Origin of the sequence: Rhodoferax lithotrophicus (assembly GCF_019973615.1) — a bacterium.
In the GTDB taxonomy this organism is placed as follows: Bacteria; Pseudomonadota; Gammaproteobacteria; order Burkholderiales; family Burkholderiaceae_C; genus Rhodoferax; species Rhodoferax lithotrophicus.
In genome coordinates this window covers 659738-683594 of record NZ_AP024238.1, presented here as the reverse complement: position 1 = coordinate 683594, position 23857 = coordinate 659738, and the positions used below count along the sequence as shown (strand labels likewise).

Sequence of the window (23857 nt, the reverse complement as noted above, 5' to 3'; positions counted from 1 at the left end):
ACACTAGTGAGCGAAGGAAGCATCCACCGCTGCAGCCAGTGCGGTAGCCAAGTCTGGGTCGTCGCTCAACGGGCAGGTGATGGCCTGCAGGCAGGCGACGCGTGGGCTGAGGCCATGGCGTGTGAGTGATGCCGCGTGGATGAGCATGCGGGTGGAGGCCCCTTCAGTCAGGCCATGCTCCTTGAGACGCCGGGTCTGCTCAGCTACTGCCACAAGTTGACGAGCCAGACTGGCATCAACCAGGCCTTCATGCGCCACAATGGCGGCCTCTTGCCCGGCACCGGGGTAGCTGAACTCCAGCCCCACAAAGCGTTGGCGGGTGGACGGTTTGAGCGTCTTGTGCATGCCCTGGTAACCGGGGTTGTAGGACACCACCAGCTGAAAGTCCGGGTGGGCATGCAGCAACTCGTTGCAGGAGGTGAGCGGCAGGATGCGACGCGCGTCGGTCAACGGGTGCAACACCACGGTGGTGTCGGCGCGCGCTTCTACCACTTCGTCCAGATAACACAGCGCGCCATAGCGTGCGGCCTGTGTCAGCGGGCCGTCCTGCCAGCGGGTGCCTTGCGCATCCAACAGCCAGCGGCCCACGAGATCGCTCGCTGAGAGGTCATCATGGCAGGCCACGGTAACAAGCGGCTTGTTCAGTCGCCATGCCATATGCTCCACAAAGCGCGTCTTGCCACAACCCGTGGGGCCTTTGAGCAGCACGGGCAAGCGCAAGGCATGGGCGGCCTCAAAGGCTGCCAGCTCCTCAGCCTGTGGTGCGTAATAGGGCTCCTCATCCAGTCGCCACGCCTGTAACGGATCGAAAGACATCACTTATGCTGTACTGAGGCGGGGTTGGGGATACCGTCAATCGGGCACTCCTCGGTACCCACCATCGGCCGGGTAATGGCTTCTACTGCTTTCTGCGCACCCTCTGGGTCGTTGATCCACTTGGAGTAGAACTCGTACGGACAAGCAGCCACACCCTTGTCGCCTTCACGGGAGTTGATCTTGCCGGTGTAGCCGCGGTGCAACAGCTTGAAGAGATGGTTCTCACTCTGGCCGTTCTTGCGGAAGTCACGGATCAGGCTGGTGCTGAGTGCCGCATACTGCACACCATAGTCTTCTTCACCACATTCACCCATCGTACGGCCGTCGAAGCCGATGATCGCGCTGTGACCGAAGTAGCTGTACACACCATCCCAGCCAGTGGCGTTGGCCACGGCAACGTAGGTGTTGTTGGCCCAGGCCATGGCCTTGGCCATGAGCACTTGCTGGTCTTTGGCGGGGTACATATAGCCTTGGCAACGGACAATGAGCTCGGCACCCTTCATCGCGCAGTCACGCCAGATCTCAGGGTAGTTGCCGTCATCACAGATGATGAGGCTGATCTTCATTCCCTTGGGGCCATCTGACACATAGGTGCAGTTGCCTGGGTACCAGCCCTCGATGGGCACCCAGGGCATGATCTTGCGGTACTTTTGTACGATCTCGCCCTGGTCATTCATCAGGATCAGTGTGTTGTAGGGGGCCTTGTTCGGGTGCTCTTCGTGCTGCTCGCCGGTGAGCGAGAACACCCCCCACACCTTGGCCTTACGGCAGGCCTCGGCAAAGATGGCGGTTTCAGCACCGGGCACGGTGGCTGCGGTGTCATACATCTCCTGGGAGTCGTACATGATGCCGTGCGTGCTGTACTCCGGGAAGATGACCAGGTCCATGCCCGGCAAGCCGGATTTCATGCCGACGACCATGTCGGCGATCTTGCGCGCGTTGTCCAGCACTTCGGCCTTGGTGTGTAACCGTGGCATTTTGTAATTGACAACGGCCACACCAACCGTGTCCTTGCTGCTCGAAATATCACCGTGGTACATAACTGATTTCTCCGGGTTTTAGTGACTGATCATCCAGGGTCGTTTACTGGGGAATGCCTTGGCTCCATTGGGGGCCGTGACTGTGGCACCGCGTTTGTTTGGACTACTGCAACAACCGCAGCCCGCCGGGTGGCGCAGACGAGCGTAGCTTTCACCTGTGTCGCGCGATGACCTGGGCGCATGCTGCGACCGCTCATTGGTATCAAAGGCACGCCGCTGTTCTGGCGAGGTACGTGCCAACCAGGGGGCGCTGACAAATACACGTGGTGCTTCGGAACCGCAGGCCGGACAGGCACAGGGTTCGTTGCGTGCGGCCAAGCTGCGCAGGGCATCGAAGCCCCCACAGCTTGGACATGCATAGTCATAAGTTGGCATCTGCGTGCTCCTTATGCTTACTTGATGTCGGGTGAAATCGGCATCTGAACGCTGCCGTCGAGCATCGTGATGGGACCGGCTGCCGTCGGATTAATGTCGAACTCAAAGATCTCTGTCGGCAGCCAGAGCGTGGCACAGGCGTTGGGCACATCCACCACGCCGCTGATATGACCTTGCACCGGTGCCGTCCCCAGAATGGAATAGGCCTGTGCACCGCTGTAACCAAACTTCTTGAGGTACTCAATGGCGTTCAGGCAGGCCTGGCGGTAAGCGACGTTGACATCAAGGTAATGCTGCTTGCCCTGCTCATCCACCGAAATGCCTTCAAAGATCAGGTAATCCTTGTAATTAGGTGTCATGGGGCTGGGCTTGAACACAGGGTTCTTGATGCCGTACTTAGCCATGCCGCCCTTGATCAGGTTGACACGCATGTGCACCCAACCGGCCATCTCGATAGCACCGCAGAAGGTGATTTCACCGTCACCCTGGCTGAAGTGCAAGTCACCGACAGACAGACCTGCGCCGTCCACATAGACCGGAAAATACACCTTGGAGCCGCGTGACAAATCTTTGATATCACAGTTGCCGCCATGTTCACGGGGCGGCACGGTACGTGCACCTTCCGCCGCAGCTTTGGCCTTGGCTTCGCCACTGAGTTTGCCCATGTGGGCGGTTGCTGCAAAGGGTGGATTGGCCAAGCCGGGGACGCGTGTGGGGTCGGTATCAAGCAACTCCTGTTCGCGCGTATTCCAGGCATCAAGCATCTTTTTATCAGGCAGGCAACCAATCAGACCGGGATGGATCAAGCCAGCATATTCAACACCGGGAATGTGACGGCTCTTGGTGAACATGCCATTGAAATCCCAGATGGACTTTTGTGCGAGCGGAAAGTGGTCGGTCAGGAAACCGCCGCCATTCTGCTTGCTGAAGAAGCCATTGAAGCCCCATGGGCTCTCGTCCTTGGCACCAATATCAAGCAGGTCCACCACCAGCAGGTCGCCAGGTTCTGCACCGTGCACGCCCACAGGACCGGAGAGAAAGTGGACGATAGACAGATCGATGTCACGCACGTCATCGGCACTGTCGTTGTTCTTGATGAAACCACCAGTCCAATCGTAGGTTTCCAAAATGAAATCATCGCCGGGTTTGACCCAGCAGGCCATGGGCACATCAGGGTGCCAACGGTTATGGACTTGTTCGTTTTCGTAAGCGGATTGTTTGAGGTCTACTTTGATGAGGGTTTCAGCCATGGTGAGCTCCTGGTTAGGTGGGTTGAACAAAGTGGGGAATCAGACGGATAGATAGGCCTTGATGTGCTGCTGGTCGGTGTCGACTCTGGCTGTCTCGTGCACCAGTCGGCCACCTTCGATGACGAACAGGCGGTCAGCCACATCCATGGCGAACGACAGCACTTGCTCCGAGACAATGATGGTGATTTCACGCATCTTGCGGATCTCGTTGAGAGCCTTGGCAATGTCCTTGATGATGGACGGTTGGATGCCTTCTGTCGGCTCATCGAGCAACAGCACCTTGGGGTCAGTCACCAGCGCACGGGCAATAGCCAACTGCTGCTGCTGCCCGCCAGACAGGTTGCCACCCTTGCGTCCGCGCATATCCCACAACACCGGAAACAGTGCGTAAATTTCATCGGGAATGCGCTTGACCTTGGCATTCTCCAGCCCGGTCTGGATGTTCTCTTCAACAGTGAGCGTCGGGAAGATCATCCGGCCCTGAGGCACATAGGCAATACCTTTGGCCACGCGACGAAAGCTCTCGTCCTTGGACACATCCTGCCCGGCCACCGACACTTGCCCACTCTTGATGGGCAGGATGCCCATCAAGCTCTTGAACAGCGTGGTCTTGCCCATGCCGTTACGACCCATGATGGCGACCGTTTCATTGGCCCGTCCTTCAAAACTAATGCCGTGTAATGCCTCGCTTTGGCCATAGGCAACGAACAGATCCTTGACTTCCAACATAGTGGGCTCCTGGTTCTACAACAATGCGCGGTCAGTGACCGAGATAAACGTCAATGACCTTGGGGTTGGACTGAACTTTGTCCATAGGACCCTCTGCCAGAATCTTTCCCTGGTGCATGACCGTAACCTTGTGGGCAATACGCTTGACAAACTCCATGTCGTGTTCGATCACGATCACTGCGCGGTTTTTGCAAATGCGCTGCAGAAGTTCTGCCGTGAGCTCGCGCTCGCGTGCACTCATGCCGGCAATGGGTTCGTCGAGCATCAGCAGCTCGGGCTCTTGCATCAGCAACATGCCAATTTCCAGCCACTGCTTCTGTCCGTGAGACAACAGGCCAGCTTCCATTTCCAGCTTGTCCCCCAGACCAATGTCTTCAGCGACAACCTGCACGCGGGCTTTGACTTCGTCGGAGCACTTGAACGCCAGTGCACCCCAAACCGAGCGGCCGGTTGGATACGACACTTCGAGGTTTTGGAAGACCGACAGGTTCTCGTAAATGGAAGGGGTCTGAAACTTGCGTCCAATTCCGAGTCGTACCCGCTGGTGCTCTGGCATCTTGCTGAGTTCCTGGTTTTTGAACTTGATGCTGCCACCAGTGGCACGGGTCTTACCGCAAATCAGGTCCAGCAGAGTGGTCTTGCCAGCCCCGTTGGGGCCAATAATGACGCGTAATTCATTGCGGTCGATGTACAACGTCAAGGAATCAATGGCCTTGAAGCCATCAAATGAAACGGTCAGGTCTTCCACCGCCAATGCAAAGTCTGTGTTGCTCATGATGTATCTCCTTTGAACTCAGACGCTTTGGGCGCTGGCACCCTCAGGCAGGGCCGGTTGGCTTGCGGTGGTGTCTGACACCTCTGCAACACGAAGTGCTGGTACTGGTGCTTGTGGTGCCTTGGCGGCGGCATCGCGCAGTGCTTGGCGACGCTCCTTCCACCAGGGTTTGACGTGGTCTTCCCACACGCCAGCCAATCCCATGGGGAAAGCCATGGTCACGCCGATAAAGAGTCCCGCCATCAGGAACAGCCACATGTCCGGGAAACTTTCCGAGAAATAGGTCTTGCCGGCATTCACCAGCAAGGTGCCATACACGGCACCCACCAAGCTCATGCGTCCGCCCACTGCGGCATAAATGACCATTTCGATGGACGGCACAATGCCGACAAAACTGGGTGACATGAAACCCACCTGCAACGAGAACAGTGCCCCACCAATACCCGACAGTGCGGCAGCCAGGCAGAAGGTGAATATCTTGAAATCAGCCACGTCGTAGCCCGAGAAGCGCACCCGGTCTTCCTTGTCACGCATGGCCAGCAGCAGGGTGCCCAGCTTGCTGGTTTGTACCCAGCGACACAACACCATGGAACCCGCGAGCAGCGCCACGCATAAGTAGTAAAGAATGTACTTGGCACTGTCGGTGCGTGTGTCCCAGCCTAGCACCGTCTTGAGGTCGGTCATGCCGTTGACACCACCGGTGTATCCCTGTTGACCAATGATCAGCACTGTCAAAATGAGTGCTACGGCCTGGGTGATGATGGCGAAATAGACCCCACCGACACGCCGCTTGAACATGGCAAAACTGATGATGAAGGCCAGCAGCATCGGCACAGCCACTACTGCGGCCAGCGCAAATGGCAAGCTCTTGAACGGCACCCAGAATGCAGGCAGCGCCGTGATCTGGTTCCAATCCATAAAGTCCGGAATGCCGGGAGTCGACTGGATGGCAGTACTCACAGGGTCTGAGGCCTCCAGCTTGAGGAACATGGCCATGGCGTAGCCGCCAAGACCAAAGAACACACCCTGACCAAGGCTGAGCACGCCGCCATAGCCCCAGACCATCACCAAACCGATGGCAACGAAGGCATAGGTCAGGTACTTGCCAACGAGGTTGAGGCGAAAGATATCTAGCGTTAGCGGCAGTACCACTGCCAGCAGGAAGACAAGCAGCACAAGACTGGCTAACTGGTAGCGCTGAATCCAGGCTTTAAAGGCATTCATGAGGTAGTTCTCCGTGAAAAGTCGTGAAAATCAGCGGCGTACTTTGCTGGCAAAAAGTCCTTGCGGCCGCACCATCAGGATCAAGACGATGAGCGACAGCGTGATTACTTTGGCCATGGAGCCAGCCAGGAAAAATTCCGTGATGGACTGCGTCTGTGCGATACCAAATGCAGACACCACCGTGCCCAGCAGACTGGCAGCGCCACCAAAAGTCACGACCAAAAAGGCATCGACGATATAGAGCGAACCCGAGGTGGGACCTGTGGAGCCGATGGTGGTGAATGCTGCACCAGCGACACCGGCGATACCGCAGCCAATGGCGAAGGTCAGACGGTCGGTCTTCATCGTGTCAATGCCGATGGCATTGGCCATAACCCGGTTGCTCACGGTGGCACGCACTCGCAAACCCCAGCGACTCTTGTGCAGCGCCAACAGCACACCGCAAGTCACAACAGCGGTCAGCCCCAGAACAAACATACCGTTGATCGGAATGTCCAGGCCTTCAGCCGGGGCCCAGGAGCCAAGCAACCAGTCCGGCAAAGTGGGGCTGACTTCCTTGGGGCCGATAAAAGTGCGGAACATCTGCTGCAACGCCAGGCTGACACCCCAGGTGGCGAGCAGGGTATCCAGCGGACGCTTGTAGAGGTGGCGAATAAGCGCCCACTCCACCAGCCAACCGACCAGAAAAGAAAAAATGAAGGCCGCGATGATCGCTAGCGGAAAATAACTGGCAACCATTTTGGGCGCATAGTTTGTTGCCAGCGTCGAGCCCAGATAGATGGTGTACGCACCGATGGTCATGAACTCGCCGTGCGCCATGTTGATGACTCCCATCTGTCCAAAGATGATGGCCAACCCAAGACCCATCAGGAGCAATACGGCGAACAGGCTCAGACCGGCAAATCCCTGCATCAGTCCGATATTGAGCAATTCAGAAAAAGTCATTTGGTTGGCTCCAAGGAAACATTGGGGGGGTAACACCAGATTGGCACAGGACCTGCACCAATCTGGTACGGGGACTAGACCGATTTATTGGTAACCCTTGGGGAACGGATCGGGTTTGATCAGCTCAGGCGACTCAGACACCACCTTGAACGTGGCATTGGGCATGCCCATGGCAATACGCGACTTGCTCCACAAGTGGTGGTTTTTATCGAGCTTGACGTAACCCTCTGGCGCAGTCTTGAGCTCAATACCGGCTTCGGAAGCGGCAACGACCTTGTCCACATCAAAGCTCTTGGCTCTTTCCACTGCAGCTTTCCACAACCAGGGGCCGAGGTAGCCAGCCTGGGTCACGTCACCAATCACGGCATCCTTGCCGTACTTGGCCTTGAAGGCAGCGACAAACTTTTTGTTGTTCTCGTTGTCCAGCGACTGGAAGTACTTCATGGACGAATAGAAGCCTTGGAAGTTCTCACCACCCACGCCGGTCATCTCATCTTCGGTCACCGCCAGGGTCACCAGCAGCTGCTTGTCTCCGGTGATACCGGCGGCCTTCAATGCCTTGTAGAAAGCCACGTTGGAGCCCCCCACCACGGCGACAAAAATGCAATCGGGCTTCTGCAGCTTGATCTTGTTCATCAGCGAACCGAAGTTGGTACTGCCCAGTGGGTAGTACTCTTCACCCACAACTTTGCCCTTCTGGAAGTTTTCAATGTGCTTGCGGGCAATCTTCATGGAGGTACGGGGCCAGATGTAGTCAGAACCGATCAAAAAGAAGGTCTTGGCTTTCTTCTCTTTCTGCGCCCAGTCCAAGCTGTACAGAATCTGCTGGGTGGCTTCCTGACCGGTGTAAATCACATTCTTGGACTGCTCCAGACCCTCATAAAAAGTAGGGTAGTACAGCAAGCCGTTTTCTTTCTCGAAGATGGGCAGAACTGCTTTGCGCGATGCCGAAGTCCAGCAACCGAACACGGCTGCACAATGGTCATTGATCAGCAGTTTTTTGGATTTTTCTGCAAAGGTGGGCCAGTCAGAGGCGCCATCTTCCTTGATCACTTTGATCTTGCGCCCCAACACACCACCCATGGCATTGATTTGGTCAATGGCCAGCTGTTCAGCCTGGATGGAGCCGGTTTCCGAGATCGCCATGGTGCCGGTTGCCGAATGCAACTGTCCGACGATAACTTCGGTATCGGTGACGGCCAGCTTGGTCGTATTAACCTGGGCAGTCGCTTGGGCGAATGCGAAACCGGGCAAGCCGACTACAGATGCAGCACCGAGTGCCTGCAGCATGCGGCGTCGGCTGACATCCGCAGTGGATAGGTTGGGGACGTTGTCATCGGAAATAGGCTTCATTGAACGCTCCTTGCAGCATGGGTTAATAACGAACGGCGGGAATCGCCGCGCTGGTATGAAGCTTAGGGTCGTCCCCTATTTCCATCCATACGTCAATTAACGTAGATGATCAGTTCTCAGATAGCAAACAGGGCATGAACGATTCTTGCTAGGCTACTGGTATGCAAGTGCCTTCCTCACCCCCATCCATTGCGCCACAGCCGATTTACAGGTTCCGGCGCGAATACAACTCCTGGGTTGCCGACCAAACCATGGAGGACTACGCGTTGCGCTACACCCCCAAGAGTTTTCGGAGCTGGAGCGAATTTCGTGTGGCCAACACAGCGTTTGGATCCTTATCGTTCTTGGCACTGGAAGCCATTGGTGGGGCCATCGCGCTGAATTACGGGTTTTCCAACGCCATTTGGGCCATCCTGACCGTTGGCTTGGTGATTTTTCTAACCGGGTTACCCATTGCCTACTATGCCGCGCGCTACGGGCTAGACATGGATCTACTGACCCGTGGTGCGGGTTTTGGGTACTTAGGCTCCACCATTACTTCGCTGATCTACGCAGTTTTCACGTTCATTTTTTTCGCACTGGAAGCCGCCATCATGGCGCTGGCCTTGCAAATGGTCTTACCTTGGCCCCTGGAATGGTGTTACGTGCTGTCATCGTTAGTCGTCCTACCACTGGCGATGCGAGGAATCACCCTGATTTCACGCCTACAAGCCTGGACACAACCCGTATGGCTGTTCTTACTGGTGCTGCCCTTTGTCTGGATTGCGCTGGATAAGCCCCAGATGTACCGCGACTTCATGGGTTTATCGGGGCTGCGCAGCGGCAGCAGCAGCTTTGACCCGTTGATGTTCGGGGCTGCTGCTGCCGTCATCTTCTCGCTGGTGGTGCAAATCGGCGAGCAAGTGGACTTTTTGCGCTTTCTGCCCCTGCGCACCTCGGCCAATCGCCTGCGTTGGTGGGGTGCTGTGCTGGCAGCGGGACCTGGCTGGATCATGATGGGCATGTTCAAGATGGCCGGAGGCGCGTTTCTGGCCTTCGCCGCCTTGCAGTTTGAAGTGGATGCACAACGGGCCTCCGAGCCCACCCAAATGTTCCTGGCTGGCTTTACCCAAGCCATCGGCAACCCTGGACTGGCCGTGATCGTGACTGTCGTCTTTGTGGTTGTATCGCAGATCAAAATCAACCTGACCAATGCCTACGCAGGCTCACTGGCCTGGTCAAACTTCTTTGCCCGCGTGACCCGCAGCCACCCTGGCCGTGTAGTCTGGCTTGTCTTTAATGTGCTGATTGCCACCCTGCTGATGACCTTGGGCGTATTTGGGGCCCTGGAGAAGGTTCTGGCGGTCTACAGCAATGTGGCCATTGCCTGGGTGGGCGCTCTGGTGGCGGACCTGGTCATCAACAAGCCGCTGGGCTTGAGCCCACCCGGTATCGAATTCCGCCGCGCTTACCTTTACGACTTCAACCCGGTAGGTCTGGGTGCCATGGTGATTGCAGCCACGGTCGCTGGCTGTGCCTACGTCGGGCTGTTCGGTGAACGAGCAGCAGCTTTCTCGCCGTTCATTGCACTTGCGTTGTCCATGGTGCTGGCCCCACTGCTGGCCTGGGTCACGCAGGGGCGCTACTACTTAGCCCGCACGCCCGATACGCCATGGCAGCCCGGAGAGATGGTGCGTTGTGCCGTCTGCGACAACCAGTTCGAATCTGAAGACATGGCCCAATGCCCGGCATACAGCGCACCTATCTGCTCTCTATGCTGTTCACTCGAATCGCGATGCCATGACCGTTGCAAGAAGGATGCCGGTGCAGGCGACCAATTACGTGCAGTCCTGGCATGGTTGCTGCCCAAACAGTGGATTCCGAAAGTTAATTTCCGAATTGGGCAGTACCTGTTCGTCATGCTGTCCCTGTGCGCAGTGATGGCATTTCTGTTTGGCGTGATCTATGTGCAAGAGAGCATGAACACACCCACAGCGGTGCTGCGCATGCCTTTTCTCAAGGTGTTTTCGCTACTGGCCCTGCTGGCTGCCGTGTGCGCATGGTGGGTCGTACTCAGTACCGACAGTCGACGCATGGCACAGGACGAATCTGAAAACCAGACCCTCCGCCTGTTGGCAGAGATTGATGCCCACCGCCGAACCGATGCTGCGCTGCAAGCTGCCAAAGACCAGGCCGACTCGGCCAGTCAGGCCAAGACACGCTACGTCGCGGGCATGACACACGAATTGCGCTCCCCCCTCAACAGCATCCTGGGCTACACGCAGATCCTGTTGAAAAATCCCCAAATCGATGGCTGGATGCGCGAAACCCTGGCCACCATGCACCACAGCGGCCAGCACATGCATGCGCTGATCGACGGGTCACTGGAACTGGCCCGTATCGAGGCCGGACGTTTGCGACTAGACCCGGTACCGCTGCCACTGGCCGAGTTACTGGAAGATGTCCAGGGCATGCTTCGTCCTCAGGCTGAGGGCAAGGGTTTGCGCTTCTCGGTACAAATGGTGGGCGTTGCGCCGACCTACATCCGTGCTGATGCAAAACGACTGCGGCAAATTCTGATCAACCTGCTGTCCAACGCGGTGCGGTTTACCGAGCACGGCGAGATTCTGCTGCGACTGGACTTTCGCCAACACGTCACCCGTATCGAAGTGATTGATACGGGTATCGGGATTGCAGCGCAGGATCAGGAACGCATCTTCCTGCCGTTCGAGCGCGGCAGCGCTGGACGACGCGCCAGCGAAACCGGCACCGGGCTGGGGTTGACCATCACCAACCTGCTCACCCAGCTCATGGGTGGTGAGCTGACCGTCTCCAGCACTCCCGGCAAAGGCAGCACCTTCACCGTGCGACTGTACCTGCCTGGCATTGCCTCGGACACGGTCATTCCACCACGACGCGCCCACTCATTACGCTCGGTGATTGGCTACCTGGACCCACACCAAACCTTGCTGGTCGTCGATGATCAGCCGCTTCAGCGACAGTTGCTGGCAGGTTTGCTGGTACCGCTGGGGTTCACCCTGAAAGAAGCTGCCAGCGGTCGCGAATGTCTAGAGATCGTGCAGCGTGACCCACCCGACATCGTTTTACTGGACATCCACATGGACGACCTGGACGGCTGGGAAACAGCGACCCTTTTGCGCCAACTGATGCCTCCAGAAAAACTGCCAATTGTCTTTGTGTCCGCGAATCTGTTTGACCACCAACCCGAACGTTTGACGGCCATGCAATGCCAGGGTTTTGTGGGCAAGCCGATCATCGAATCGGAATTGCTGGAAGCGCTGGAACACGCCCTGCAGATTGAATGGGTCCGTGACAACACGCCACGCGCACTCGCGGGTTCCAGCTTGGTCAGCCCTGCTGCCATCAGTGAGCACCCCACCCCGGAAAACCTGCCCGACACCCTGCGCGAAGAACTTGGCCGACTGGCCAAACTGGGTCATGCTACAGCCCTTCGTGAAACACTGCGTATGGCCCTCGCCGCACATCCTGAACACACTGTGACGCTGCACTTTCTGCAAGGCCTAGCCGAGCGCTTTGACTTCCAGACGCTCAGTGTCCAACTTCGCGAACCAGAACATGGCTGATATCACCCATACCTCTGCACCTGTTCAGCACCATGCCATCCTGGTGGTGGACGATGCACTCGATACGCTGCGCATGCTCTGCGACGCACTGACCGCCGAAGGCTATGCCGTACTGGCGGCAAGGGACGCACAGGAAGCCCTGGAACGACTCGAAATCGTCATCCCGGACGGCATCCTGCTCGACGCAGTCATGCCCGGCATGGATGGATTCGAGCTGTGCCGAAAGCTCAAAGCCACACCCCACTGGGCCCACATTCCCGTTGTGTTCATGACCGGGCTGTCCGATACCGATCAGATCCTCAATGGCTTTGCCAGTGGGGGCGTGGACTACGTGGTCAAACCGCTGCGCCTACCTGAGGTTCTGGTGCGCCTGGCAACCCACGTGCGCAATGCTCAAGCAACCCGCTTGGCACGCGAAGCGGTGGATGTGGCGGGCCTGGGCACCGTGGTACTCGACAGCCGTGGACGCGTCGCATGGCACTCTCCCCAGGCTATTCGCTGGCTGGAAGCTGCCTTCGGTGCCCAAGGTAGCCAGGAAGCGCAAGCATGGCTGCAAACCACTCATAAAAACGCGGAAATCAGCACAAAATTACCAGACAACGGTCTTCTAGTGGCAAGGCATATAGGCCAAAGCGGCATTTCCGAGTCGATGCTGGTATTACATGTGGCCCCAGCACAGACGGGCACTACGGTACGCCAGCCCGATGTGCCCCTCACCCCTCGTGAAACCGAAGTCCTGTCCTGGCTGGCCAAGGGAAAAACGAATCGTGACATCGCCGAGATATTGGGCATGAGCCACCGCACAGTCAACAAGCACCTTGAACACATTTTTGAGAAGCTCGGAGTGGAAACTCGCTCAGCCGCTACCGCTATCGCCGGTCACTTGCTCAAATAAAAGGTGGCCTCAAATCTGCAGTACAACAGTTTTGTTGATGAAGAGGAGTTGAAGGCCGCAGAGCCATTGCAAACATCTGAGCAAAAACCGCCGGTGGCGGTGTTGATATTCTGACCAAATATAGTCGTAAACATGGATCTAGCATTTATGCGGGCTCCCGGCGTACCAAATTGACAACACCACGATTTAAAGTCGTAGACATCTTTACCCCTCAACAACTTTGATTCTGACTCCATGAAATATAGAAGTCCAAATTGACCACCAGATATCGGGCATTGCTTCCAGTAGTCCAACGACAGTAATGTGGTCGATCTTTCAACAAGAATGGCACCCTCTTTTGACCACCTTCAGTCGGTCACCAACGACCGATAAGGAGCGTTCCATAGCCAGAAGGAAAAGATATAGATGCAGCATAGCGGTGCAGGCGACAATACTCTAAGCACCACATCAAAAGAGAAAAACATGAGCGAACAGCCTCGCATTGATCTTGATGAGCCCTTTAGGCTTCACCGATCAAGTGCACAGTCGGCGTATGTGTTTCCAGACATGGGTGACCTTGTCTCGCGGCTGCATTTTTCTCCTGAGACTGGTGAAATCTGGCTTGATGACCAACGCATGGTGCTGTTACACAACGAGTCACTTGCTGCGTTGCGTCGTGAGTTGATTGAATTGCTTGGGGTGGAGAAAACACGAGGTGTACTGACTCGCATGGGTTATCTCTCTGGTGCCCGTGATGCCGAAATGGTTCGAAAAGTTCGTCCTAACAGTAGCGATTTCGATTCATTCGCTGTTGGACCGCAGTTGCACTCCCTTGAGGGATTTGTTTCAGTCGAGACAGTCAAAATGGAAGTCGACATCGTGAAGGGTCACTTCTTTGGGGAATTCCTCTGGCATAACTCTTCCGAGGCGGAGGCGCACATAGCTGCAAATGGCCTTGGTAACACTCCCGTATGTTGGACGCTGCAAGGATACGCGAATGGTTATGTAAGCAGTGTTTTTGGCCGTCAGGTATTGGTACGCGAAGTCGAATGTAAGGCGATGGGGCATGCTGCCTGCAAGATTATCGGTAAGGCTCTTTCTGAGTGGGATGAACCTGACAAGGATTTTCGATACCTATTGGCGCAGAAGTTTGTTCAGAGTCCAGGTGGAAGGAAATCTTCCTTTGGCGAAGTGTTGACTGCTGAAGATGCAAGGCATGCAAAAATCAACCTGATTGGTGTTTCGTCTGGGTTTAATTCGGTTTGCCACATGATCCAGCGTGTTGCGCCTACTCGGGCCACAGTACTGTTTCTAGGTGAAAGCGGTGTTGGAAAAGAGCAGTTTTCACGGACTTTACACAATATTAGTGATCGCCATGAGAAGCCTTTTGTTGCCATAAACTGCGCCGCCATACCAGAACAACTAGTTGAATCGGAGCTATTTGGTGTCGAAAAAGGCGGATTCAGTGGCGCCTCACGCTCGCGGGAGGGCCGCTTTGAGCGCGCTGATGGCGGCACACTTTTTCTAGACGAAATCAGTTCTCTGAGTTTGATCGCACAAGGTAAGTTGCTACGTGCCCTTCAAGAGGGTGAGATTGAGCGCATCGGAGATACCCATGTCCGAAAGGTTGATGTGCGAGTAATCGCTGCTACAAACGTCGATTTGCGTGAACATGTAGCTGCGGGACATTTTCGGGCAGATCTGTTTTATCGGCTCAACGTTTTCCCAGTGAAAATTCCTCCCCTGCGAGAACGCAAGGAAGACATTCTGCTTTTGGCGGAAAGCTTTTTCAACAAATATTGCGCGCTGCACAAGCGCAAGGTCACTGGTCTCACTGAAGGTGCCATTGAGGCACTTATGTCGTATGACTGGCCTGGAAACATACGTGAGTTGGAAAACATAATTGAACGAGGTGTCATCCTGGCTCCGACAGACGGCGGGATTGATGTTTCGCACCTATTTAATAGCGGGGAAAAGATCCGGACAGATCAAGTCAATAACAAGCAGGTTGGGCTTGGTGATCCGGTACTTGGCAAAACCACCAATCAAATTGCGTCTGAAGAATTTTTTAGTCTGCTGCGCGATTCTCTCGTTGACGGAAACATCTCAATGGACTCATTGGAGGAGATGGCCATTGATGTAGCTATGGGCATCTCGAATGGCAATGTTTCTGCCGCTGCAAAAATTCTCCGCACCACTCGATCAAGAGTTGCCTATCGGTTATCTGGAAATAAGGTTCCTCATCCGCCAGAAGAGCCAACTTAACTTGATTTATGGTTCTAATGAGATTTGAGTGGGCGAAATTTTTCTGATTCGAGAAGGCGTGATGGCACTGCTTGGTAAAAACTGGTTTCAGTGGTTAACTGATAAATTCGCCCAACTGCAAAGCTTGGAGTGAACGAAAAGCCAGCATTCATGCGGTCCACCGTCGATTCGAGAAGGTTTTGTTCAGCACTGGTTGCCCCCTTTTTTGATAACAACGGCTGTTCACACAACCGGATTTCCATCGGAGCCTTTTCCATTGTTCTGCCCTAGGCAACCCACTCAAATCTCAACAGAGCCTGAATTTTCATAGGGTTCCAGAACTGACGGCTGACTGTGCGACAACTAACTGCCGTGCTTGAATTTCTGTTTGACGCAGGTGACTGGCTGGCACACCGCCAATACCCCAGTCATCTGGGTCAATCAGCGTGATACCACCACGCACCATTTCTCGTGGACAGTCCAGGATTTCTACGACCAAATCCGTAAAGCCTGCCAGCAGACGCTGCCGATCTTCGAGCGATCTACCCTGCAACAGAACAAAGGTGAAATAGGGTGCTGATTGCGCATCCTGACTGGCCAGCTTGCCACCTGTACAGACATGTTGCGGTGCGTGCTCCGTCACAAAGACACGCACACGGTCAATCGGGCAACGAAGCCCCTCGGCGAAAAGCTCGCTGGAGCGCAGTAGCAACGATTCAATACGAATGGGTTCGTGCTGGCCTTGAACCAAATGAAAATTCAATATTGGCATGATTTTCTTATCAGGGCAGGCCGTGGCGGCGGCCCACATCCAGCATCAAAGACGAGCCGGTCATGGCTGAGGCCTCCGGGGCCAGCAGCATCTCTAGCGCCCAGGCCACCTGGCCGGGTTCGGTAAAGGCACCCAGCGAAGACTCGGCCTTCATGGCCTCCAGCACGGCCTCTAGCGTGGTATTTTGCAAGCGGGCACGCTCACCAGCAACACGGCGCAGCCGCTCGGTGTCGGCGGGCCCAGGTGCCACCAAATGGGCTGTGATGCCGCGCGCACCATAGGCCAGGCTAAGTTGCCGAACCACATTGACCAGCGCGGCATTCGCAACCCCAGCGGTGGCGGCATAAGCGGTGGGCTCAAAACCATAATGCCCGCCAATCGCCACCAGGCGGGAGTTGACGCCCAGTCGCGCATCCACGGCGCGCACCAGCCGCAGCAGCCCGCCGACCTTGATGTTGACCGCCTCCACCATCAAACCGGTGTCCACCGTCAACACGCCGCCAGCAGCACTGACACCGGGGCCATGCACCACCATGCGCACCGGCCCCGGCAACGCAGCCCGAATGGTGTCAATGGCCGCATCGCTGGCAATGTCTGCCACGCAGGCCACCAAGCCAGGGTGCGCTGCCGCCAACGCCGCCAGCGATGGCGCACTGCGGGCCACCGCCACCACGCCAAGCCCCTGCGCCAACAGGCGCTCGACCATGACTTGACCAAAAGCACCGGTGGCGCCGACGATGACGGCCCATTCTTTGGGTACAGACATGGTTGTGGTTCCCAAAAAATCAGGCGACGGTGTCTGTCAACAAACCGCGTTCCTTGGCCATGGTCATGGCGGTGTCGACAATCATGTCTTCCTGGCCGCCAATCATCTTCTTGCGCCCGAGTTCAATCAGGATGTCGCGTGCCGGCACCCCAAAACGATCCGAGGCACGCTTGGCATGCAACAGGAAGGTTGAGTAAACCCCGGCATAGCCCAACGTCAACGACGCGCGGTCCACCCGCACCATGTGCTCCATCAGCGGCACCACAATGTCCTCGGCCAGGTCCATCAGCTTGAACAGGTCGCAACCGGTGTCAATGCCCATGCGCTCACACACGGCCACCAAGACCTCCAGCGGTGTATTTCCCGCACCGGCACCCAGACCAGCGACCGAGGCATCGATCCGGCTGGCACCTTCTTCAATGGCGGCAATCGAATTGGCAATGCCCATGCCCATGTTGTGGTGCCCGTGGAAGCCGATTTCGGTCTCGGGCTTCAGCACCGCACGCAAGGCCAGCACCCGCGCCTTCACGTCGGCAGGCAGCATGTAGCCCGCCGAGTCGGTGATGTAAACGGTTTGAGCCCCGTAAGACTCCATCAACTTGCCTTGCTGCGCCAGCCCGGCGGGGTCATTGAGGTGGGCCATCATCAGAAAACCTGTGGTGTCCATGCCCAGCTTGCGTGCAAAGGCAATGTGCTGGGGCGAGGTGTCGGCTTCGGTGCAATGGGTCGCCACATGCACACTGCGGGCGCCGCACTCAAAGGCAGACTGCAGTTCTTTCATCGTCCCCAGACCAGGAATCAGCAAGACCGACACTTTGGCTTGCTTCATTTTGGGCACCACGGCCTGCAAATATTCCTCGTTGCTGTGCAGCGCAAAACCGTGTTGCAGCGAATTGCCGCCCAGGCCACCTCCGTGCGTGACTTGTATCAGTGGCACACCAGCATCATCGAGTGCCGTGGCCACGCTGACCATTTGTTCGGTCGTCATCTGCTCGCGCTTGGCGTGCATGCCATCGCGCAGGCTCATGTCATGGATGATGACCTTGCGGCCTTTCAGACTTTGAATTTCACTCATTTCGCAAGCTCCAGGGATTTGAGCTGGATGGTTCCAGCCAGGATTTCTTCGGCAAACATCTCGGCCGTGCGGGTGGCTGCAGCGGTCATGATGTCAAGGTTGCCAGCGTATTTGGGCAGGTAGTCGCCCAGGCCAGCCACTTCCATGAACACCGACACTTTTTTGCCCTCAAATATCGGCCCGTTCACCAGCCGGTAGCCGGGCACGTATTTCTGCACTTCGCCAATCATTTGCAGGATGGACGCGGTAATACGCGCCTGATCGGGCTCGTCGTCGGTCAGGCAAGAGATGGTGTTGCGCATCATCATGGGCGGCTCGGCCGGGTTGATGATGGCCAGCGCCTTGCCTTTGCGCGCCCCGCCCACCACCTGAATCGCATTGGAGGTGGTGTAGGTAAATTCGTCCAGATTGGCGCGCGTGCCGGGGCCGACCGACTTGGAAGCCAGGCTGGCCACAATTTCACCGTAGGCAACAGCCTGAATCCGAGAGATGGCAAACACCACAGGAATCGTCGCCTGTCCGGCACACGAGATCATGTTGACGTTCATCTCCAGCTTGTCGGCGTGCTCACGCAGATTGACCGGCGGCACACACAAGGGGCCAATGGCCGCTGGTGTCAGGTCAATCATCATGACCCCGAGTTCGTTGAGTTTGCGTGAGTTTTCGGCGTGCACATAAGCCGATGTGGCATCAAAAGCGATCTGGATGTTGTCGGCCAGCACGTGGGGCAAAAGCCCATCCACACCCTCGGCGGTGGTTTTCAGGCCCATGCTTTTGGCACGCGCCAGACCCTCGGAGCTGGGGTCAATACCCACCATCCACACCGGCTCCAGGTAGGGGCTGCGCTGGATTTTGTAGATCAGGTCGGTGCCGATGTTGCCCGAGCCAATCAAGGCACACTTGATTTTCTTCATATATTTCCTGTTGTTTGTTACTGTGGATGGTTTCAGGCCGTCACCCACACATTTATAAGAAATTGGCCTGTAGCGCACGTTCCATATGCGCAAGCAGCTATATTTAACATAGCACCATGACAAACCCCTATCAGCCTGCGTCAGGGCTGGTCGGCTCGCTTCTTTCGGCTACGGTGATGCCGCCCACCGAAAAATTGTCCGGACCATGTTCGGTGATCAATATCCGCACTTGGTCCCGGCGAACTTCCAGGGATTCGATGACGGCGTTGGTGATGGCGGCTACCGCCTTGCGCTTCATCTCGGGGCTGCGACCTTCAAGCAGGTGCATTTCAATAATAGGCATGGGTGGACTCCTGTAGGGTGCTTAGTCAATGAAACGCATCGACACGCTGCCAAGTTCCTGGAAACGGGCCACGATGCTGTCGCCCGGCTTCACGGGAATGGCTTCGGTGATGCCGCCGCTCATGACAAAACTGCCAGCAGGCAAAACTTCACCCAGCTCGGCCAGAATATTCACCAGCATGGCAATCGCTTCAGCGGGGTGGCCGAGTACGGCGGCGGAGGCACCCATGGTGACAATCTCGCCGTTTTTTTCCATCACCACGCCAAGCGTGCGCAGGTCAATGTCGTCAGGGTATCGGGCCCGGCCGCCACCCACATAACGTGCGGACGAGCCGTTGTCGGCAATCACGCTGGGCAGGTCAAACTTGAAGCCTGAGAAGCGCGAATCAATGATTTCAACCGCTGGCAGCACGTAGTCGGTGGCATCCAGCACCATTTGCAACGTGCAACCCGGCCCTGTCAGGGTGGTCTTGGTGACAAAAGCCACCTCGCACTCGACGCGCGGATGCACCAGGTCAGAGGTCTTGATGGCCGAGCTTTCCGGACGCGCCATGCGGTCGGTCAAAAAACCGATTGACGGCACATTCACCCCCATTTGCAGCATCTTGGCCTTGGAGGTCAGACCGGCTTTCCAGCCAATCAGCTTGTGACCCTGGGCAATGAAGCGGCGGCGCAGTTCAGCCTGCACGGCATAACCGTCGGCAATGGTCATGGCCGGGTACTCGTCGGTCAATTTGGGAATGGCGTAGGCCCGGGTTTGGGCGCCTTCGACACGTTCGCACAGGCGGACGATGTCCTCCCGGGATAAAGTCAGGTGTTGGCTCATGCAGCGCTCCTTCCAGCAAATTTGACACGGCAGCTGCCCAGGCCACCCACGGTACACACCAGTTCGTCGCCATCGACCACCGGCACCAGTGCCGATTGCGAGCCGGACAAGATGACCTCACCGGCCTTGAACGGAATACCTAAAGCGCCCAGCGTGTTGGCCAGCCAGGCCACCGCATTGGCGGGCGAGCCCTGCACAGCAGCACCGACACCGGTCGAGAAAATTTCGCCGTTTTTCTCCAACACCATGCCGGCCAGCGTGATGTCGAGCTTGCGCGGGTCGCCCTTCGTCTTGCCCAACACAAAGACACCACACGAGGCGTTGTCAGCCACGGTGTCCTGAATCTTGATCTTCCAGTCGGTGATGCGCGAATCGACAATCTCGAAACACGGCAACACGTAATCGGTGGCGCGGATGACATCCATGGCCGTGATGCCAGGGCCTTTCAAGTCGGCTTTCAGCACAAAGGCCAGCTCCGCCTCGGCCTTGGGCTGAATCAGTTTGCTCAAGTCAATGGTGTCGCCTTCCTGATAAACCATGCCCGAAGTCAACATGCCAAAGTCGGGCTGATAAACACCCAGAAAATCCTGCACCGGCTTGCTGGTGGCACCAATTTTTTTACCCACAATGCGCTCGCCGGCCTGCACACGGCGGGCGACAAAATGCTCCTGGATTTTGTAGGCATCTTCGATGTGGATGTCGGGCTCACGCTCCAGCAGCGGGCGCACCGGGCGGCAAGTGACAAAAGCCTGGTACAGCTCGTCGCCATAGTATTTGATTTTTTCTTCGTTCATGGGTACCTCAGAGCTTGACGCAAATGTTGCGGGTTTCGGTATAGAACTCCAGCGAATGCACCCCGCCCTCGCGGCCAATGCCAGACTGCTTGGAGCCGCCAAAAGCCGTGCGCAGGTCACGCAGGAACCAGCTGTTGACCCAGCTGATGCCGACTTCCACGCGCGCTGCCACCCGGTGCGCGCGGCTCAGGTTGGTGGTCCAGATCGTGGTGGCCAGGCCGTAGACGTTGTCATTGGCCTTGTTAACAACCTCGTCCTCACTGTCGAACGGGCTGATATGGCAGCAGGGCCCGAAAATTTCTTCGCGCACCACCGAGGCGGTCTCGGGCAAACCGGTCCAGATGGTCGGCTGTACCCAGTGGCCGTCAACCAGGTCAGACGGCATGACGGGCACGCCACCGCCGGTGACCACGGTGGCCCCTTCAGCCACAGCTTTGGCGTAATAGGACATCACCTTTTGTTTGTGCTCAGCGCTGATCAACGGGCCGTAATTGGCGTTGTGGTCATCCGGGCGGCCAAATTTGACCGCCTCGGCCCGGACCTTCAGGGCTTGCACAAAACGCTCAAACAGCGGCCGCTCCACATACACCCGCTCGGTGCCCAGACAGACTTGACCAGAATTCAGAAAGGCCGAGCGAAACACCCCCTCAACGGCCGCATCAAAATCGGCATCGGCGAACACAATGGCTGCGTTTTTGCCACCCAGCTCGAACGACACATCGCGCATGCCTTCGGCGGCGGCCTTCATGATGGCGGTGCCGGTACGGGTTTCGCCGGTAAAGGTGATGGCATCCACCAGCGGATGCTGGGTCAGGAACTCACCCGCAGAATTGGGGCCAAAGCCTTGAATCACATTGAACACGCCCTTGGGAATACCCACCGTGTTCATGACTTCACCCAACAGTGTGGTGGTGAAGGGGGTTTCTTCAGACGGTTTGACCACCACAGTGTTGCCGCAGGCCAGTGCCGGGCCAACTTTCCAGGTCATCAGCAAAAACGGCGCATTCCACGGCGAAATGACACCGACCACGCCTTTGGGCACACGAATGGCGTAGTTGATGGCACCCCGGCCATCAGGAGTGGCCATCTGGAACGACTCCGAGGGCACGTTTTTCACCACATCGGCAAACACCTTGAAGTTGGCGGCCCCACGCGGAATAAAAGCACTGGTCATCACATGGCGCGGTTGACCGGTATCGGCCATCTCGGCCGCCACAAAATCCTCAAAACGACGCGTGATCTCGTTGGCCACACCGTACAGCAGGTCAACACGCTGGTCAGTGGTCAAGCCACCCCAGACACCCTGGCGTGCCGCATGAGCGGCGCGCACGGCCGCGTCCACATCGGCCTTGCCGGCTTCGGAAATAAGTGCAATCACACGGTTATCAATGGGGGAGTGCTTCTCAAACGTTTTTTTCGCCTCCCCCTCAACAAACTCACCGTTGATGAAATTCTTGACCAACTGCATCGCTACTCCTTGTGTGTTTTCCCGCGGCTCGGGGAATTAAAAATACGGTCTCAGATTCAGGTTTTACCGACTTGAATAGCAGTTTATTGGCGAGCCATCAATACCGTCCAATACCAATTAATACTCCTCTACATATCAATTAGGTATTGAGCAAGGCGTACCACCGGCTTGGTGGTACGCCCTCAGATGGAACGAAACAGGGGGCTGCGAACTTGTTGTGCATCGCCCGCAGAAATGAACTTCTCGGTGTAGATGTCGCGCTCAAACAAGCGTCCTTGCATCAAGGTACTGATAGACGCATCAATCATCAACGGTGGACCGCAAAGATAGGCTTTGTGGCCCCGGAAATCGTTGTCAAAGTGTGCTTTGGCAGCCTCATGCACGAAGCCTCGAAAACCCTGCCAGTCACTGGTTGGCGGCTCACCCGACAGCGCAGGCACGTAGGTAAAGTTACCGTAGCGTTCAGCCAAGGCCAGGAATTCATCGTGGTAGTAAAGCTCTGCCCGAATGCGCTGGCCGTAGACCAGTGTGATCGGCAGTTCGCAGTCTTGCGCCAGCAGATCAAGAATCATGGAACGCGGACTTGACAAGCCAGAGCCACCGGCCATAAAAATCATCGGCACCTGCGCCGATTTCTTCACAAAAAAGCGCCCGTAAGGCCCTGAAATACGTACCCGTTCGCCCACCTTCATCTGCTCATGCACATAGCTTGTGCCCTGCCCGCCCGGGATGATGCGGATATTGAGTTCCACCTCACTGCCCGCCGCTGGTGCACTGGCCACCGAAAAGGCGCGGCTACCAATGCCGCCGGGCAGGTGCAAATTGACATATTGCCCGGCCTGAAAATGCATACCCTGCGGCGTATCCAGCGTAATCCAGACCCCTTTGATGGTGGGGGTGAGGGATTCAATGCGGCTCACCACACCGTCATAGTCGCGTACCGGCAGGTTTTCGGCATCCACATCCTCCTCAATCTCGGTTTCAATCACCAGATCGCTCTGCGGCGTGGCACAGCAGGCCAGGCACTTCTGCTCGTCACGCTCGAAGTCCATCAGGGCAAACGGTGACACCGGCCCGTGATCCACCTCACCATCGAGCACCTGCACCTTGCACGTGGCACACAAGCCATGGCAACAAGCATGGGGCAAATAAATACCTGCGCGCAGTGCCGCATCAAGAATGGTTTGGCCTTCCTCAACCTCGATGGTTTGACCGAGAGGCTCGATGGTCAATTGATAGCTCATAGGGTCATCAGTCTTTCAGGAGCAAGCTGTTGAGGCCGGGTGTGCGAAAGCGGATCTGGTCCTTGTGACCAATACCGTTGTCAGCCAAGCTGGCATCGAAATTGGGCATCCAGTGCTGATTGGATTTGAGCCATTGCACCTGTACCCAGTCAATCTGGGCGGCATCAGGGTCAGGCTGAGTCAATGCGGTCAACGGCCCGTTGACCAGTTCGCGAAAGGTCATCTCAGGCGGCACACACATCAAAAATGGTGCGGCAAATAGCAAGTGTTGATCCCAACTCGCATAAACGAGTTGCTTGCCGTTGAAGTTAGCCACGGTATCCCGCGACACACCAACATATTCTTTGGTTGCGACTACTGGCATGTGAATGCTCCTTGTTTGAATGGGGGTGGAATAAGCGGCTGCATCACAAGCGATGGCAGCCGCCTTTTCAGTGAGCGGCGATT

Annotated in this window: 23 protein-coding genes; 3 read left to right on the top strand and 20 right to left on the bottom strand. The window is 56.6% G+C overall.

The window, feature by feature from the left end:
• Window positions 1-3 precede the first annotated feature (3 nt).
• The 9 genes from LDN84_RS03175 to urtA all read right to left on the bottom strand — a co-directional run bounded on the left by LDN84_RS03175 (window position 4) and on the right by urtA (window position 8507).
• Complete coding sequence (locus LDN84_RS03175; protein ID WP_223908066.1) at window positions 4-816, bottom strand: CbbQ/NirQ/NorQ/GpvN family protein; 813 nt, start codon at window positions 814-816, stop codon at window positions 4-6.
• Window positions 816-1856: an aliphatic amidase gene (locus tag LDN84_RS03170; RefSeq protein WP_223908064.1), complete on the bottom strand. Its 1041-nt coding sequence runs from the start codon at window positions 1854-1856 to the stop codon at window positions 816-818. Before LDN84_RS03170 ends, LDN84_RS03175 begins: the two co-directional genes overlap by 1 nt.
• Window positions 1857-1874: 18 nt before the next feature.
• Window positions 1875-2231: an FmdB family zinc ribbon protein gene (locus LDN84_RS03165; protein ID WP_223908062.1), complete on the bottom strand. Its 357-nt coding sequence runs from the start codon at window positions 2229-2231 to the stop codon at window positions 1875-1877.
• A gap of 17 nt (window positions 2232-2248) precedes the next feature.
• Window positions 2249-3481 carry a formamidase gene (gene fmdA, locus LDN84_RS03160; protein ID WP_223908058.1) on the bottom strand — a complete coding sequence of 411 codons (1233 nt, stop codon included), beginning with the start codon at window positions 3479-3481 and terminating at the stop codon, window positions 2249-2251.
• A 39-nt stretch (window positions 3482-3520) separates the two neighbouring features.
• On the bottom strand, window positions 3521-4210 hold the full coding sequence (urtE, locus tag LDN84_RS03155; protein WP_223908055.1) for an urea ABC transporter ATP-binding subunit UrtE: 690 nt from the start codon (window positions 4208-4210) through the stop codon (window positions 3521-3523).
• Between the two features lie 31 nt (window positions 4211-4241).
• Window positions 4242-4985, bottom strand: coding sequence for an urea ABC transporter ATP-binding protein UrtD (urtD, locus tag LDN84_RS03150; RefSeq protein ID WP_223908053.1), 744 nt, complete (start codon window positions 4983-4985; stop codon window positions 4242-4244).
• 18 nt (window positions 4986-5003) lie between these two features.
• The gene (urtC, locus tag LDN84_RS03145; RefSeq protein WP_223908051.1) at window positions 5004-6209 is read right to left on the bottom strand and encodes an urea ABC transporter permease subunit UrtC; all 1206 of its coding nucleotides are present in this window, start codon (window positions 6207-6209) and stop codon (window positions 5004-5006) included.
• A 30-nt stretch (window positions 6210-6239) separates the two neighbouring features.
• On the bottom strand, window positions 6240-7154 hold the full coding sequence (gene urtB, locus LDN84_RS03140) for an urea ABC transporter permease subunit UrtB (protein ID WP_223908048.1): 915 nt from the start codon (window positions 7152-7154) through the stop codon (window positions 6240-6242).
• A gap of 84 nt (window positions 7155-7238) precedes the next feature.
• Window positions 7239-8507: an urea ABC transporter substrate-binding protein gene (gene urtA, locus LDN84_RS03135; protein WP_223908045.1), complete on the bottom strand. Its 1269-nt coding sequence runs from the start codon at window positions 8505-8507 to the stop codon at window positions 7239-7241.
• Between the two features lie 161 nt (window positions 8508-8668).
• On the opposite strand from urtA, the gene LDN84_RS03130 reads away from it, so the two are divergent.
• From LDN84_RS03130 to LDN84_RS03120, 3 genes are all read left to right on the top strand, one after another.
• The gene (locus LDN84_RS03130) at window positions 8669-12091 is read left to right on the top strand and encodes a hybrid sensor histidine kinase/response regulator (RefSeq protein WP_223908042.1); all 3423 of its coding nucleotides are present in this window, start codon (window positions 8669-8671) and stop codon (window positions 12089-12091) included.
• Window positions 12084-12986 (top strand): response regulator transcription factor, encoded by a 903-nt coding sequence (locus LDN84_RS03125; protein WP_223908037.1) that lies wholly within the window; start codon window positions 12084-12086, stop codon window positions 12984-12986. The genes LDN84_RS03130 and LDN84_RS03125 overlap by 8 nt, the downstream gene beginning before the upstream one ends.
• Window positions 12987-13391: 405 nt before the next feature.
• The gene (locus LDN84_RS03120; RefSeq protein WP_223908034.1) at window positions 13392-15230 is read left to right on the top strand and encodes a sigma-54-dependent Fis family transcriptional regulator; all 1839 of its coding nucleotides are present in this window, start codon (window positions 13392-13394) and stop codon (window positions 15228-15230) included.
• 14 nt (window positions 15231-15244) lie between these two features.
• On the opposite strand, the gene LDN84_RS03115 is transcribed toward LDN84_RS03120, so the two are convergent.
• From LDN84_RS03115 to LDN84_RS03065, 11 genes are all read right to left on the bottom strand, one after another.
• Window positions 15245-15487, bottom strand: a complete 243-nt coding sequence (locus LDN84_RS03115; protein WP_223908027.1) for a hypothetical protein — start codon at window positions 15485-15487, stop codon at window positions 15245-15247.
• 47 nt (window positions 15488-15534) lie between these two features.
• Window positions 15535-15981 carry a tautomerase family protein gene (locus LDN84_RS03110; protein WP_223908024.1) on the bottom strand — a complete coding sequence of 149 codons (447 nt, stop codon included), beginning with the start codon at window positions 15979-15981 and terminating at the stop codon, window positions 15535-15537.
• A 10-nt stretch (window positions 15982-15991) separates the two neighbouring features.
• Complete coding sequence (locus LDN84_RS03105) at window positions 15992-16747, bottom strand: SDR family oxidoreductase (protein WP_223908021.1); 756 nt, start codon at window positions 16745-16747, stop codon at window positions 15992-15994.
• 19 nt (window positions 16748-16766) lie between these two features.
• Entirely contained in the window at window positions 16767-17822 is a 1056-nt protein-coding gene (gene dmpG, locus LDN84_RS03100; RefSeq protein ID WP_223908019.1) for a 4-hydroxy-2-oxovalerate aldolase, read from the bottom strand.
• Complete coding sequence (locus LDN84_RS03095; RefSeq protein ID WP_223908016.1) at window positions 17819-18736, bottom strand: acetaldehyde dehydrogenase (acetylating); 918 nt, start codon at window positions 18734-18736, stop codon at window positions 17819-17821. The genes dmpG and LDN84_RS03095 overlap by 4 nt, the downstream gene beginning before the upstream one ends.
• Before the next feature lie 130 nt (window positions 18737-18866).
• Window positions 18867-19079 carry a tautomerase family protein gene (locus LDN84_RS03090; protein WP_223908014.1) on the bottom strand — a complete coding sequence of 71 codons (213 nt, stop codon included), beginning with the start codon at window positions 19077-19079 and terminating at the stop codon, window positions 18867-18869.
• A gap of 21 nt (window positions 19080-19100) precedes the next feature.
• The gene (gene dmpH / locus LDN84_RS03085) at window positions 19101-19892 is read right to left on the bottom strand and encodes a 2-oxo-3-hexenedioate decarboxylase (protein WP_435405939.1); all 792 of its coding nucleotides are present in this window, start codon (window positions 19890-19892) and stop codon (window positions 19101-19103) included.
• 8 nt (window positions 19893-19900) lie between these two features.
• The gene (gene dmpE / locus LDN84_RS03080) at window positions 19901-20698 is read right to left on the bottom strand and encodes a 2-oxopent-4-enoate hydratase (RefSeq protein ID WP_223908010.1); all 798 of its coding nucleotides are present in this window, start codon (window positions 20696-20698) and stop codon (window positions 19901-19903) included.
• 7 nt (window positions 20699-20705) lie between these two features.
• Window positions 20706-22166, bottom strand: a complete 1461-nt coding sequence (locus tag LDN84_RS03075) for a 2-hydroxymuconic semialdehyde dehydrogenase (protein ID WP_223908001.1) — start codon at window positions 22164-22166, stop codon at window positions 20706-20708.
• A 182-nt stretch (window positions 22167-22348) separates the two neighbouring features.
• Complete coding sequence (locus tag LDN84_RS03070) at window positions 22349-23410, bottom strand: NADH:ubiquinone reductase (Na(+)-transporting) subunit F (RefSeq protein ID WP_223907998.1); 1062 nt, start codon at window positions 23408-23410, stop codon at window positions 22349-22351.
• 7 nt (window positions 23411-23417) lie between these two features.
• A complete protein-coding gene (locus LDN84_RS03065) occupies window positions 23418-23774 on the bottom strand; it encodes a phenol hydroxylase subunit P4 (RefSeq protein ID WP_223907995.1) in 357 nt (118 codons plus the stop codon).
• Between the last annotated feature and the right edge of the window lie 83 nt (window positions 23775-23857).